11 protein-coding genes are annotated in these 14,044 nt (G+C 74.9%); 7 read left to right on the top strand and 4 right to left on the bottom strand.

Translation table 11 applies throughout. The features are described from left to right. On the bottom strand, positions 1-2,180 hold a 2,180-nt coding region (locus tag Pen02_RS25390; protein WP_203868595.1), incomplete at its 3' end, for a bifunctional adenosylcobinamide kinase/adenosylcobinamide-phosphate guanylyltransferase. Between the two features lie 148 nt (positions 2,181-2,328). On the opposite strand from Pen02_RS25390, the gene Pen02_RS25385 reads away from it, so the two are divergent. Continuing rightward, positions 2,329-2,529: a hypothetical protein gene (locus Pen02_RS25385; protein WP_203868607.1), complete on the top strand. Its 201-nt coding sequence runs from the start codon at positions 2,329-2,331 to the stop codon at positions 2,527-2,529. 5 nt (positions 2,530-2,534) lie between these two features. Further along, positions 2,535-3,332, top strand: a complete 798-nt coding sequence (locus tag Pen02_RS25380; RefSeq protein ID WP_203868594.1) for a site-2 protease family protein — start codon at positions 2,535-2,537, stop codon at positions 3,330-3,332. 70 nt (positions 3,333-3,402) lie between these two features. Here the strand turns inward: Pen02_RS25380 and Pen02_RS25375 are convergent, their stop codons facing one another. Together Pen02_RS25375 and Pen02_RS42625 are read right to left on the bottom strand one after the other, a co-directional pair. Further along, on the bottom strand, positions 3,403-4,401 hold the full coding sequence (locus Pen02_RS25375) for an aldo/keto reductase family protein (protein WP_203868593.1): 999 nt from the start codon (positions 4,399-4,401) through the stop codon (positions 3,403-3,405). A gap of 128 nt (positions 4,402-4,529) precedes the next feature. Continuing rightward, entirely contained in the window at positions 4,530-9,107 is a 4,578-nt protein-coding gene (locus Pen02_RS42625) for a WG repeat-containing protein (protein WP_275413607.1), read from the bottom strand. A gap of 379 nt (positions 9,108-9,486) precedes the next feature. On the opposite strand from Pen02_RS42625, the gene Pen02_RS25365 reads away from it, so the two are divergent. From Pen02_RS25365 to Pen02_RS25355, 3 genes are read left to right on the top strand one after another with little or no spacing between them, the layout of a single operon-like run. After that, a complete protein-coding gene (locus Pen02_RS25365; RefSeq protein ID WP_203868592.1) occupies positions 9,487-10,341 on the top strand; it encodes an ABC transporter permease in 855 nt (284 codons plus the stop codon). After that, the gene (locus tag Pen02_RS25360) at positions 10,334-11,155 is read left to right on the top strand and encodes an ABC transporter permease (RefSeq protein ID WP_239141269.1); all 822 of its coding nucleotides are present in this window, start codon (positions 10,334-10,336) and stop codon (positions 11,153-11,155) included. The genes Pen02_RS25365 and Pen02_RS25360 overlap by 8 nt, the downstream gene beginning before the upstream one ends. Next, positions 11,152-12,225: an ABC transporter ATP-binding protein gene (locus tag Pen02_RS25355; protein ID WP_275413606.1), complete on the top strand. Its 1,074-nt coding sequence runs from the start codon at positions 11,152-11,154 to the stop codon at positions 12,223-12,225. Before Pen02_RS25360 ends, Pen02_RS25355 begins: the two co-directional genes overlap by 4 nt. On the opposite strand, the gene Pen02_RS25350 is transcribed toward Pen02_RS25355, so the two are convergent. Further along, positions 12,171-12,743, bottom strand: a complete 573-nt coding sequence (locus tag Pen02_RS25350; RefSeq protein ID WP_203868591.1) for a helix-turn-helix domain-containing protein — start codon at positions 12,741-12,743, stop codon at positions 12,171-12,173. The two genes, Pen02_RS25355 and Pen02_RS25350, sit on opposite strands and share 55 nt — an antisense overlap. Positions 12,744-12,797: 54 nt before the next feature. On the opposite strand from Pen02_RS25350, the gene Pen02_RS25345 reads away from it, so the two are divergent. Beyond that, positions 12,798-13,505: an AzlC family ABC transporter permease gene (locus Pen02_RS25345; protein WP_203868590.1), complete on the top strand. Its 708-nt coding sequence runs from the start codon at positions 12,798-12,800 to the stop codon at positions 13,503-13,505. 49 nt (positions 13,506-13,554) lie between these two features. Further along, on the top strand, positions 13,555-13,863 hold the full coding sequence (locus tag Pen02_RS25340) for an AzlD domain-containing protein (RefSeq protein ID WP_203868589.1): 309 nt from the start codon (positions 13,555-13,557) through the stop codon (positions 13,861-13,863). Positions 13,864-14,044: the final 181 nt, after the last annotated feature.

Genomic DNA, 14,044 nt, shown 5'->3' with positions numbered 1-14,044 from the left:
CTCTGCCCCGGCAGGTCCGCCGTGCTCTGCCCCGGCAGGTCCACCGAGTTCTGTTCCGGCGGCGGGGTGCCCGCCGCCGGGTCCTCGGGGCTGGTGGTCGGGCCGGGGCCGGCCGGCGGCGGTTCGATGAACTCGTGGTCGTCGTCGGAGTCGTCGCCGTCCCGGCCGGGCCGCTGCGGCGTCGGCGCCGCCGGTTCCGGGGCCCACGGCTCGGCCGGGTCCGGCACCGGCGGGCTGTCCGCCGGAAGCTCGCCCGGGGTCGGCCCGGTCGCCCTGTCGGTCGCCGCGCCGGCCAGCAGACCGGTGGCAAACCCGGACGAGCCGTCGGTGGCAAACGCGGACGACCCGTCGCCGGCAGGCCCGGACAGCTCGTCGGGCGCTGGACCGGCTGTTTCGTCGGTGGCCAGGGTGGGGTGCACCGGCAGGGTGCCGGCGAGCGTCAGCGCGGCGCGCAGCAGCGGCAGCGCGGCCAGCGCGGCGGCACCCTCGCCGAGGCCGAGCCGCAGATCCAGCAGCGGCTCCAGGTCGAGCACGTCGGCGCCGAGCTTGACGGCCGGATGGTCGCCGTGGTCCGGCAGCAGGCACCAGTGCCGGGCCTGGCCGGCGAGGTCCCGGCTGACCAGGCCCGCCGCCACCCCGACCGGCCCGTCGAGCAGCACCGGGGTACGCCGGGCCGTCGCGCCGAGCAGGATGCCGGTGGCGATCGCGAGGTCACCGCCACCGAGCTCGGCGAGGATGTCCTTGGCGTCCCGGGGGTTGCGCCGGGTGCGGTGCATGGCGTCCCGGACGGCCGCGCAGCGGTGCATCCACGCCTCGTCGTCCACCCGACCGCCGAACGCCAGCACCCGGCCGAGTACCGCCGCCGGTTCGGCGCCGGCCGTGGCGGCCAGTACGGCTGCCGCAGCGGCCTCGGTACCGGCGCCGCAGGCGGCCAGCACCAGCAGTTCGACCCCCGCGTCCACCGCCTCCTCGGCGAGCCGCCAGCCGTAGCGCAGGGCAGCCTCGACCTCGTCCCCGGTCAGCGTCGGGCCGTCCTCCATCGGGCGGGCCAGCGGTGCCTCCACCACCTGGAGGCTGGCGCCGGCCTCGCCCGCCAACCGGGCGATCGGCCCCGTCCCCTCGCGGGCCTGGTCGGCCCGCCGGGCGGACTCGCCGGGCACCGAACCGGCGGCGGCTCCGCCGGAGTGGTCGCCGTGCAGCAGCAGTACCCGGACCGAGCGCCACGGCTTCGGGGTCGCCGTAGCCTGCGTGGCGGCGGCGAACGAGACGACCCGGTCCAGCCGGCCGAGGCCGCCGCCGGGCAGGTCGAGCGTGCCGAGCCGGTCGACGGCGGCGGGGCCGGCGTACTCGTCCGGCATCGGCAGGTCCATCCCGGCCTGGATCTTGAGGCCGGTGGCGACCATCGGCAGCGCCATGGTCGGCGCGGTCCAGCCCGTGCCGGCCGGTGCGGCGGGCTCCGGTGCCGGCGCCGGGATCACGGTCGGCCGGAGTACCTGGGGCACCGCGCCGAGCACGTCGGTCCAGGCCGATTGTGCCGGCGCCGGGGTACGGTCGGCGGTGCCCCGGTCGGCCTGGACCGGTACGCCGGGCTGGCCGGCGCCCCCCGCCGATGCGTTTCGGTCCGGCTCCGGGTCCGCGCCGGCCTTGAGCCAGGCCGGCTGCCCGGCGATCACCAGGACCACCGCGTCGCAGGCGTCCGCGACCGTCTGGTTGGCGGTGCCGAGCGCGTCGGCGAAGGCCCGGCCGAGCGGGGTCACCGGCACCATCGACAGCCCCACCTCCGGGCTGACCAGCACCAGCCGGGCCGGGCAGGCCCGGATCGCGGCGCCGAGTTCGTCGATGGTGGCGACGTCGTCGGCCGGCTGGTGCGCCGGGTCGAGCAGCACGGTCACCCAGCCGCCGAGGTCGTCGACGAGCAGCGTGTCACCGGGTGCGGCCCCGGCGAGCAGTTCGGCGAGCCGGGACGGGTCGGCGTTGGCCTCCTCGGTCGTCCAGCCCGCCGGCCGGCGGAGCCGGTGTGCGTCGATCCGGGCCGACCAGTCGGGGTCGTCCGGGTCGGTCGCGGCTGTAGCGACATAACGGACAACCGGTACGTCCTTCAGCAGCGACTCGGCGAACTCGGACTTGCCGGACCGGATCCCGCCCAGCACCAGGAGCCTGCTCCACCCGTCAACGGACATGCCCGTACCTTAGAGCGCTCGGCTGGGAGACCCCACGGTGAGGTACGGGTGCGCGACGGCTCCGGACCGCTCTGGTCGGCTCGTACCGGCCGGCCGACTAGGCTGGCGGAGGTTGTCGGCACGGAAGATCGGCGAGGGGAGACGCGACATGCCGTGGAGCTGGCGGTACGAGAGCGCGGACGGCGGTCCGGTGAACGGGCCGACCGAGGCGTTCAGCAGCCAGGCCGACGCCGAGTCCTGGATCGGCCAGACCTGGCGCGAACTCGCCGCCACAGGCGTCGCCTCGGTGCTGCTGGTCGAGGACGAGCGGGTGGAATACCGGATGAGCCTGCTGCCCGTGGCCGAGTGACGCCGATGAACTTCGACCAACGCGGCCGGGACCGGCTGGTCCTCGGCGTACCCCCGGAGGCGTTCCGGCCGAGCCCGATCTTCCTGGCCCTGGTGGCGCTCTTCGTGACCAGCGGTGCGATGGCGTGGAACGGGTTCGGCAACGTACGCCTCGACGTCTTCCTCTTCGTCGTCTCCGGCTGGCTGGTCTCGCTCTGTCTGCACGAGTACGCACACGCCGTGGTGGCGTTCCGGGCCGGTGACCGGGGGGTGGCGCACCGGGGCTACCTGACCCTGAACCCGCTGAAGTACAGCCACCCGCTGCTGTCGATCATCCTGCCCGTGGTGGTGGTGCTGCTCGGCGGCATCGGCCTGCCCGGCGGTGCCGTCTGGGTGGACCGGCACGAGATCCCGGGCCGGCTCCGGCACTCGCTGGTCAGCCTGGCCGGGCCGGCCACCAACGTGATCTTCGCGCTGCTGCTGGTCGTCCCGTTCGCGGTCGGCGTGGACGTCTTCGCCCGCCCGGAGTTCTGGTCCGGCGTCGCCCTGCTCGCCTTCCTCCAGGTGACCGCGAGCCTGCTCAACCTGCTGCCGGTACCGGGCCTGGACGGCGGCAACGTGATCCAGCCGTGGCTGAACCCGCAGTGGCGGCGCGGCTACGACCTGATGGCCCCGTACGGCTTCCTCCTGCTCTTCGCGCTGCTCTGGAACCCGCGGATCGGCGGCTGGTTCTTCGACGGGGTCTTCGCGGTCGGCGACCTGATCGGCCTGCCCGACTACCTCTACGCCGAGGGCCTGCGCCTGATCCGCTTCTGGCAGGGCTGACCCGGACGTCACGCGGAAGGCCCCCGCCCGGCACGCGCCGGACGGGGGCCTTCGGCAGTTCTGCCGGCGGTCAGGCCCGCTTGGCGGGGCTCTGCGTCTTGGCCGGGTCCCGCTCGGTGATCGGGTCGACGATCTCGTCGATCGCCTTGAGCAGCTCGGCGTCGAGCTTCACGCCGACCGCCTTGACGTTGTCGTGCACCTGCTCCGGGCGGGAGGCACCGATGATCGCCGCGGCGACGTTCGGGTTCTGCAACACCCAGGCGACGGCGAGCTGGGCCATGCTGAGCCCGGCCTGCTCGGCCAGCGGCCTGAGCCGCTGCACCCGGCTGAGCACCTCGTCCGACATGAACCGGCTGATCATGTTCGCGCCGCCGGAGGTGTCGGTGGCCCGGGAGCCGGCCGGCGGCTCCTGACCCGGCTGGTACTTGCCGGTCAGCACGCCCTGGGCGATCGGCGAGAAGACGATCTGGCTGATCCCCAGCTCCTGGCTGGTCGGCACGACCTCGCCCTCGATGACCCGCCAGAGCATCGAGTACTGCGGCTGGTTGGAAACGAGCTGGATCTTCAGCTCGCGGGCCAGCTCGTGGGCGGCCCGGATCTCGGACGCCTTCCACTCCGAGACGCCGATGTAGTGCGCCTTGCCGGAGTGCACGACGTCGGCGAACGCCTCCATCGTCTCCTCCAGCGGCGTCGCGTAGTCGTACCGGTGCGCCTGGTAGAGGTCGACGTAGTCGGTCTGTAGGCGGCGCAGCGAGCCGTTGATCGACTCCATGATGTGCTTGCGGGACAGACCCCGGTCGTTTCGGCCCGGGCCGGTCGGCCAGTAGACCTTGGTGAGGATCTCCAGACCCTCCCGGCGCTCGCCCTTGAGGGCCCGGCCCAGCACCGACTCCGCCTTGGTGCCGGCGTACACGTCGGCGGTGTCGAAGGTGGTGATGCCCGCCTCCAGCGCCGCGCGTACGCAGGAGAGCGCGGCCTCCTCCTCGATCTGGGAGCCGTGGGTGAGCCAGTTTCCGTACGCGATCTCGCTGATCAGCAGGCCCGAGCGGCCAAGGTGTCGGAATTCCATACCGTCGACCCTAGTCCCCGTACCCCGAGTGGATCAGTTCGGGCGACGGCGTGGGGAACGCAGATCACAGCCGTGGCTCGCTGCCGCATCGCACCGGCTCGCCGCCCCTACCGCACCGGCTGATGGCCTCACAGCACCGGCTTGGTGTCGGCGAGCAGCCGGTCGATCTCCTCCATCACGTCGTTCCGGCTCGGATGGACGGGGTCGATCAGCGGCTCGCCCCGGCGGTCGAGCGCACCCCACTGCCCGGCACCGTTACCGACAAGGAACGCGACCGGGTGGATGACCAGCGCCGGATGGGCCGGCGTGACCAGTACCTGCCCGGACCGGTCGACCACGCCCTTGCGGCCACCCGCGTCGACGATCGCCAGCCCCTCGTCGGTGAAGCCGTCGACGTACCGGCCGTCGGTGAGCGCCGTGGTGAAGCCGGTGTACCGGGTCGGCAGCACCACCTTGCCGGTCCGGTCGACCGCGCCCCAGCCGCCCCGCCGGACGGCGGCGACACCCCGCCGGAACGGGCGTACGTCCTCGAAGCCGGTCGGGATGACCACCTTGTTGGACTTGTCGATCGCGATCCAGCCGCCGGTGCCGTCCCGGGACACCCAGGCCAGCCCGTCGGAGAAGGAGCCGACGCCGAGATATCCGGCCGACGCCTCGATCAGCAGTTCACCGGTCTCGTCGATCAGTTCCCAGGTGCGGGTCTCCGGCCGGCGTACCCAGGCCGCTCCGTCCCGGAACGGCTGCACGTCGGCGTAGCTCGGCGCGATCGCGAGTTGGCCGTCGGGGTCGGCGTACCCCCAGCGCTGCACCTTCTCGCTGAACTTCGGCACCGGTGGTCGGTGCACCTGGAGGATCTCGTCCCGCTCGCGCGGGTACGGGCCCCAGCCGTTCTGGGCGACCTTGTTGAACACGGCGTCGAGCGCCAGTTCGGTCCGGGCGATCAGGTCGGGGTCCTCGACCTTGCGCAGTTCCAGCGCCTTCTCGAAGTGGTTGCAGGCCTCCATGTAGCGGCCCTGGTCGTAACAGGACCGGCCGGCGTGCTCGTGCATGGTGGCGCGCAGCCGGTCCGGCAGCTCGGACGAGTTCGCCTCCTCGAAGAGCCGGTCCGCCTCGGCGAAGTCGCCGCGCCACTGGAGGACGTGCGCCAACCGGGCCTGCGCGATCGCGATCCGGCGCAACTGGCCGGTCGCCTCTGCGTGGGCCAGCGCCAGCTTGCCGTCGGCGAGTGCCTTGCCCAGCTCGCCGAGGATCCGGGAGACCACCGCCCGCAGGCTCAGCAGCCGGGCCCGGGTGCCGTTGTCCTTCGCCGGTTCGAGCTTCTCCGTCAACCGGTCCCGGATCGCCCGCAGCGAGTCGGGGTCCTCGACCAGTTCCCGCAGCGTCTCGTGGTGGAACCGCCACTCGTACGACGCCAGCACCTGTTCCGGGTCGGTGGCCGGCGGTTCCGCCGGAACGTCGGCGGCGGGCTCCGGCTCGGCGGCGCCGCGCTTCTCGCCCGGCCGGATGATCGGGGTGAGCATGGTGGGCGCGCTCAGCGCGGTGGCGGCCCCGGCGGCCGGGCCGGTCGGCAGCACCGTGTCGGGGCTGGCCGCCGCGACCGGCGAGCCGGGCGGCGAGGTGGCCAACGGTGGCCCGGAGGTGGGCGCGGCGGCCGGTGGCCCGGAGGTGGGCACGGCAGCGGGTGACCCGGACGCCGAGGTGGCCGGCGATGGCCCGGCGGCAGGCGGATCGGAGGCCGATGCCCCGTCCGGCGGGCCGGCAGTGGCCGGGGCCTCTGGCGGGCCGGCCTGGGCCGGTGCGCCAGCCGGGTCGTCCGGCGGCGGTGCCTGGTCGGACACCGGGGTACCGGCCGGCGGCGGTGCCGGCGCGGCGGCCGACGGCGCCGGGCCGTCGTCGCGCGGCCGGTCCGGGCCGGTCGTGCCGCTGGCGCCGTCCTCGTCGAGGGCGGCGGGGTCGGTGCCGAGCACGGTGGGGGAGGGGGCCGCCGGGGCGGCGTCGGTGAGCGGCCCGGATGGGGCGTGGTCCGCGACAGGTCCGGTCTTAGGCATGGAGGGTGGGGGAGTCTCACTCAGGTCGGTGGCCCGCCCGGGCTCCGGTACGGGTCCGGCGCCGGCCGGTTCGATCGGAGGACCGGACGACGGGAAGGGCGAGGCGGGTTCGATGACAGGATCCGCCGCCGGGGTGGCGGCGGCTGGTTCGACCGGCGTACCGCTGTCGGGCCCGACCGCTGCGCCCGCAACGGGGCTGGCGGGCGGTTCGGTCACGGCGGGGGTGGTCGTCGGTGGTGTGCCGGCGGGGGTGGGCGCGGGCAGGAACTCCAGGCGGAGTCCCGTGGTCGGGGGCGGACTGACCGGCGGGCGCTGACCGGTCTCGTCGGCGGACGGCTGCCGGGGCGGCCGGGCCGCCGGATCGGGCGACGTGCTCGGGGTCAACCAGCCCCCGGCCCGCTCGCGCGACGGCTCGGTTGGTGCGCTCGGCGTGGGCGGTGCGCTCGGCGTGGACGGTGGTGCGGTCGACGAGACCGGTGGCGGTGTGGTCGGTGGCAGTGGCGCCGGTGGTGGTGTCGCGGTTGGCGGTGCGGGCCACGGTCCCGTCTCGACCCGGCGGGGCTGGTCGACGGCCCGGCCCGGTTCGGCGGTACGGGCCGCCTCGGCTGCCCGTACCGGGTCGGCCGGACGGGCGGGCTCCACGGGCCGGGTCGGTTCTACCGGCTGAGCCGGCTCCAGCGCCTGAGCCGGCTCCAGCGGCCGGGTCGGTTCGAATGGGCGGGTCGGTTCGACCGGACGAGGTGGCTCGACAGGCCGAGCCGTCTCGACGGGACGCGGCGGCTCGACCGGACGGGTTGGCTCGACGGGCCGGGGCGGCTCGACGGGCCGGGCACTCTCGACCGGGCGCGGAGGCTCGACGGAGCGCGGCGGTTCGACGGGCCGGGGCGGCTCGACCGGGCGGGTTGCCTCGACCGTGCGGGGCGGCTCGACGGGCCGTACACCCTCGACGGGGCGGGGCGGCTCGACGGGGCGGGTTGCCTCGACCGGGCGGGTTGCCTCGACCGGGCGGGGCGGCTCGACGGGGCGGGGTGGCTCCACCGGGCGGCCGGCCTCGACCGGGCGGGGCTCGACGGGCCGGGACTGCTCGACCCGGCGTACCGGCTCGACGGGCTGCGTCGGCTCGATCCTGCGGGCCGGCTCGACCGGACGCGGCTGCTCGGCGGCGCGGGCCGGTTCCACGGACCGGGGCGGCACTGCCGGCCCGACCCGGTCGGGCGGGCTCGCCGGCCCGGCGACGGCCGGGTATCCGGCCGTCCTGTCCCGGTCCGGGCGGATCGGCGCGTCGTCCCGTCGGCCGGTACGCGGCGGCATCCGGTCGGTACCGGGCGGCAGCGTCCGGTCGGCGCCGGGCGGCGTCCGGTCGGCGCCGGAGACCGGCATCCGGTCCGGTCGGCCGTAGTCCGGTGCCACCTCGGCGGCCGGTCGTTCGACGGCGGGTGGTGGCGGTCCGACCCGGTCGCCCCGGGGCACCGGGCCCGGCCGGACGGCCGGATCCGTGCCGCGCGGGTCGCGTGCCGGCGGTCGGCCGGAGCCCGGGTCCGGGAAGCGCCGTCCCTCGCGCGGCGGCTCCTGGGCCGGGCCACGCTGGGCGGGCCAGCTCGGTGCGCCGGACGGCCCCGCGGCGGGTCGCCGGACCGGAGGTTCGGAGCCGGGCCGGTCGGGGCGGCCCCGGGGCGGGGTACGACCGGGCGGCACCTCACGACCGCCCGGAGTCGGCGGGCCGGCGGCGCGCGCCGCCCAACCGTCGGCGCGGTCCGGTCCGGAGGAGCCGTCGTACGCGGCCGGCAGTTGCGCCGGGCGGCCACCACCCGGGCCGACCCGGCCCCGGCCGTCCCGTGGTCCGGGGCGGTCCTCGGACGGCATCCCCCGTCGGTCCGGCAGCGGCTGGGTCTCCTCCGACGCGGGTCCGGTGAGCCACCGTCCGCGCCGTTCGGGCGGTGCGCCGGAGCGGCCCGGCCGGTCGTCTCCGGAGCGGTGCGGGTCCTGGTTCGACGCGGCACGGCCGCCGGCGAAGCCGCTGTCGCCGCGACCGCCGCGCGGCCCGGGCTCGCCGCCGGGCGACCGCCGGTCGTCCCGGCCGACCGGCACCGAACCACCGGTGCGGTACTCCACCGGCGGCCGGCCGCGCCCGTTCGACGGCTCGTCCCGGAAGTCCGGGGCGTCGTCCCGGGAGTCCGGCGACGGGTTCCAGCCCGTGGACCGGTTGTCCCAACGGTCGAGTCGTCCGGTACGCGTCTCGCGTGGCGGCCCGTCCGACCGCGCCGACGGATGTGCACCGGCCGGCTGTGCGGTACGCCCGTGCGGCGGCGCGTCGGAGCGGCCCCGCGATCCCGTGTCGGAACGTCCGTTGGGCAGCGCGTCGAGGCGCCCGTTCGGAACCGCCTCGGTACGGCCGTTCGGGATCGGCTCCGGGCGCCCGTTCGGGAGCGCCTCGGGCCGGCCGAGCGGCTCCGCGTCGCCGGGCCGGCTACCCGGCGGGGGCACCTTGGCCCGGCCGGTCGGCACGGATGCCCGGCCGGCGGGGCGTCGCCGCCGCTGGAGGCCGATGTCGCCGGCATAGCGCTGACCGGGGAACTGCGGCTCCCATTCGGCGGTCGGTTCGACCACCCAGGACGGTTCGGCGGGCTCACCCCAGCGGCCGGGGTATCGGCCGCTCATACCGGCGATCCCGGGCGTAGCAGGGCGAGGGTGCGCCGTCCCGCCGACACGGGAAGGCGGGTCTCCGGGCCGACCGCGCGGCCGTCCCGGCCGACGCCGTCGCGGATGTCCCGACTCCGTCGGAATTCGTGGCGGTCCGAACCGATATCCGTGGTTCGGCGCCTGGTCCCGGGACATGTGCGGACCCGACCGCCGTCGCCGACGCCGGACGCGGCGCCGCGAGCGGCCCTCCGAACCGCGCGCGACGCGGCCGGGGAAGCCGGCTCGCGTCGCTCACTCACGGGGTGTCACCTCGTCGAAAAATCTCGCTGGGCAGCCGGGCGTTCCGGGTAAAGTCACCCGGCTCGGTGCAGCGTGGTCGCGGAAGGAGGGTAACGGCGTGGGCTCGGTCACCGCCACTGTGGCACCACCCATCGGCCGAAACATCATCCCATGGTTCCGGACATTTGCTGCGATAACAGGATCAGGGTTCCGTCGGTACTCTACCTATCGGCAAGCTACCGTTGCCGGCGCCTTCACCAACACCGTCTTCGGCTTTCTCCGTTGCTACGTCCTGCTGGCCGTCGCGGCGGGTGCCGGTGGTGTGGCGGCCGGCTACAGCCCCGCCCAGTTGGCCACCTTCGTCTGGGTAGGACAGGGCCTGCTCGCCGTCGTGCTGCTCTGGCGGTGGACCGACCTGGCCGACCGGATCCGTACCGGTGAGGTGGCGAGCGACCTGCTGCGCCCGGTGCACCCCGTGGTCAGCTACCTGGCCACCGACCTCGGCCGGGCCGGGTACGCGCTGCTGACCCGCTTCCTTCCGCCGGTACTCACCGGGCTGCTCTTCTTCGACCTCGTACTGCCGAGCCGGTGGCAGACGGTGCCGCTGTTCGTACTTTCGGTGGGGCTGGCGGTGGTGATCTGCTTCGGTTGCCGGTTCCTGGTGAACGCCACCGCCTACTGGCTGTACGACGCCCGGGGCGCGATGATCCTCTGGACGCTCAGCTCCGGGGTACTGGCCGGGCTCTACTTTCCGCTGCGCTTCCTGCCGGACTGGGCCGCCGTACCGCTGTGGCTGGCGACTCCGTTCCCGAGCCTGCTGCAGACCCCGCTGGACGTACTCGTCGAGCGGGACGGCGCGGGGATCCAGGCCGGCATGGTCGGCGTACAGGTGCTCTGGGCCGGGTTGATCCTGCTGGCCTGTCGACGGGTGCAGCGCCGGGCCGAGCGCAAACTGGTGGTGCAGGGTGGCTGAGTGGGCGCACGGGCGGAGCCGGCTGCCGGCCTATCTGGCGCTGCTGCGCGGGCAGGCCCGGTCGCAGGCGTCGTACCGCACCTCGTTCGTGGTGGACCTGGTCAGCAACGTCGGTGCCACCGTGCTGGACGTGCTCACCGTGTTGGTGCTGTTCCGGGTCACCCGGGAGCTGGGCGGCTTCGACCGGACCGAGGCGATGGTGATGGTCGGCCTCTCGTCGGCCGCCTTCGCCACCGCCGACCTCGCGGTCGGCAACGTCGACGGGCTCCGCCAGTACGTCCGGACCGGGCTGTTCGACGCGGTGCTGGTCCGTCCGCTCGGCGCACTGCCGCAACTGCTGCTGATGGACCTGCCGCTGCGCAAGACCTCCCGGGCCGTGTTCGGGATCGGCGTACTCGTGGTCGCGCTGGCCACCGCCGAGCTGTCGTGGACACCGGCCCGGGTGGCGCTGGCCGTGCTGACCCCATTGGCCGGGGTGGTCTTCTTCGGCGCGATCTTCGTGGCCACCGCGTCGCTGTCGTTCTGGTGGATCGACTCCGGCGAGGTGGGAGCCGCGTTCACCTACGGCGGGCGGGACTTCACCACGTACCCGATGACTGTCTACAGTGGCTGGTTCCGAGCCGTCTTCGCGTACGGCATGGGGTTCGGATTCGTGGCCTACTACCCGGCGCTGGCGCTGCTCGGCCGGGCCGACCCGCTCGGCCTGCCGCAGTGGGTCGGTTGGGTCGCCCCGGCGGTCGCGCTGCCGGTCGCCGCCGTCGCCGCGACCGTCTGGCGGCTGGGCGTCCGGCACTACCGGAGCACCGGCTCGTGACCGCCCTTCCGCCGGACGCCCCGGTGATCGAGGCCCGCGACCTGCGCAAGGAGTTCGTGGTACGCGTCCGGGCCGGCCGGTTCCGCCGGACGAAGCGGGTCGTCGGCGCGGTCGACGGGATCGACCTGACGGTCCGGCGCGGCGAGATGATCGGCTACATCGGCCCGAACGGCGCCGGCAAGTCCACCACGCTCAAGATGATGACCGGCGTGCTCAGCCCGTCGTCCGGCGAGGTACGCGTCTGCGGGCTGCCTCCGGTGGCCCAGCGGGTCCGGTTGGCGCTGCGCATCGGGGTGGTCTTCGGGCAGCGCTCGCAGCTCTGGTGGGACCTGCCGCTGCGGGACTCCTTCGACCTGCTCCGGCACGTCTACCGGGTACCGGCGGCCGAGCACGCCGCCCGGCTGCGCCGCTGCCGGGCGGAGCTGGACCTGGACGGCTTCCTCGACATCCCGGTCCGGCAGCTTTCGCTCGGCCAGCGGATGCGGGGCGAGTTGACGGCCGCGCTGCTGCACGGGCCGGAGGTGCTCTTCCTGGACGAGCCGACGATCGGGCTGGACCTGGTGAGCCGGCAGGCGGTCCGGGCCTTCCTGGCCGAACTCGGTGCCACCGGCGACACCACGCTGGTGCTGACCACCCACGACCTGGCCGACATCGAGCGGCTCTGCCGGCGGCTGGTGGTGATCGACCACGGCCGGGTGGTGCACGACGGGTCGATCGAGGCGCTGCACGCGCGGTACGGCTCCCGCCGCCGGGTGGTGGCCGACCTGGAGGAGCCGCTGGCCGAGCCGCCGGTGCTGCCCGGCGCCCCGCTGCTGCGGGTCGAGGCGGACGGGCGGCGGCTGGTCTTCGCCTGCGAGTCGGCGACCGCGTCCGAGGTGGTGGCCGGGCTGGCCCGGTTGGTGGCGCTGCGGGACATCGCCATCGAGGAGCCGGACATCGAGGACGTCGTCGCCCGGCTCTACCGAGCGCCGGCTCCGACCCCGGCTCCGACCCCGGCTCCGGCTGGCGACGTGGCTCAGGGGTGCTCCATCACCAGTACGGCGAAGGTGCCGGGGGCGAGCGCCTCGTAGCGGTGCGGGACGTCGCCGGGGAACGCCACGTAGTCGCCGGGGCCGAGTTCGACCGGGTCGCTCGCCGGTCCGGTACGCAACCGGCCGGCCGCCACCACCAGGTGCTCGACGCTGCCGGGGATGTGCGGCGCCGCCTCGCGTACCGGGCCGGGTTCGAGGTCGATCAGGTAGATGTCCCGGCGTACCTGCGGGGCACCGGCCGCCAGCAGGGTGCCGGTGAACTCGGCCTGCTGCGAGCGCAGCCCGGGGCCGTGCCCGGCCCGGATGACCCGTACGGCCGGCGGTGGTTGCTCGACCAGCCGGCTGAACGGCACGCCGAGGGCCACCCCGAGCGCCCAGACCGTTTCCACGCTCGGGTTCCCGGTGCCGGCCTCCAACTGGGACAGGGTGGACTTGGCGATCCCGGCCCGCCGGGCCAGCTCGGCGAGGGAGATGCCGACCCGTTCCCGTTCCCGGCGCAGCGCGGCGGCGATGGCGGGTACCGGGGAGTTGTCGGGACGAGGCTGCGTTCGATCCATCGGTCCATCCGTTCGGCTTGACGAACAGTCTCGGCGTGTTCATTATTTTGAACCATGCGTACGGCAGAACGAACGGCGACACCCGAGCCGGCGCCCCCGACCCGTGCGCTGCTCCGGGACATCGGCGCCATCGCGATCGCGATCGTGGCGGTCGGCGCCTCCTTCGGTGCCGTCGCCCTGGCCGCCGGCCTGCCGGTGCCGGCGATCGTCGCCCTGTCCACCCTGCTGTACGCCGGCGGCGCCCAGTTCGTCGCCGTCGGGCTGATCGCGGCCGGCAGTCCGGTCGCGGCGGTCTTCGCCGGACTGCTGCTCAACGCCCGACACCTGCCGTTCGGGCTGGCGCTCGGCGACGCCCTCGGGCGGCGGTGGTGGCGCCGGCTGCTCGGCAGCCACCTGCTGACCGACGAGGTGACCGCGTTCGCGCTGGCCCAACCCGGGCGGGCCGGTCGGCGCCGGGCGTTCTGGCTGGCCGGCACGATCCTCTTCGTGGCCTGGAACGTCGGCACCCTGCTCGGGGTGCTGCTGGCCAGCCGGGTCGGCGACCCGAACCGGCTCGGGCTGGACGCCGCCTTCCCGGCCGGACTGCTGGCCCTGCTGCTGCCCTCGTTGCGGGAGCCGGAGACCCGTCGGGTGGCCCTGGCCGGAGCGGCCGTCGCGCTGCTGGTCACCCCGTTCCTGCCGGCCGGCCTGCCGGTGCTGCTGGCGCTGACCGGCCTGGCCGTACTGCTGCTGCCCCGGCGGACCCGGGAACGGCCGTGCTGACCCGTCCGGCCGCTCGACGGAACAGACCTGATCGAGACCGGGAGTGGGAATGCTGATCGCGGTGATCCTGGCCCTCGCCGTCGGCACGTACGCCTTCCGGCTCTCCGGGGTGGTGCTGCGCGACCGGCTGGCCCTGCCCGACGACGTGCACCGGCTGCTGCCGATGGCGGCGGCGGCCCTGCTCGCGGCGCTGGCGGTGACGGCCGCGTTGACCGAGGCGGGCGCGTTCGCCGGGTTCGCCCGACCGGCCGGGGTGTTGGTCGGTGCCGTGCTGGCCTGGCGGCGTGCCCCGTTCGTGGCGGTGGTGGTCGCGGCGGCCGGGACGGCAGCGCTGCTCAGGCTGCTCGGCGTTCCGTGAGCGGATTCGGCCGCTCGGCGTCTGGTGGGCGGTTCTGACGGCTCGGCGTTCGGTGAGCGGGTCCGGCTGCTCGGCGTCTCGTGGGCGGATCTGGCTGCTCGGCGTCTCGTGAGCGGACGGCCGTGCCGAGCCTGCGGCGGGAGATCATGTCTCCGTGCACGAGTGTGCCTGAGAGTCACGT

Origin of the sequence: Plantactinospora endophytica (assembly GCF_016862915.1) — a bacterium.
Classification (GTDB): Bacteria; Actinomycetota; Actinomycetes; order Mycobacteriales; family Micromonosporaceae; genus Plantactinospora; species Plantactinospora endophytica.
The sequence above is the reverse complement of the archived record's forward strand: the minus strand, read 5'-3'. Positions and strand labels throughout refer to the sequence as shown.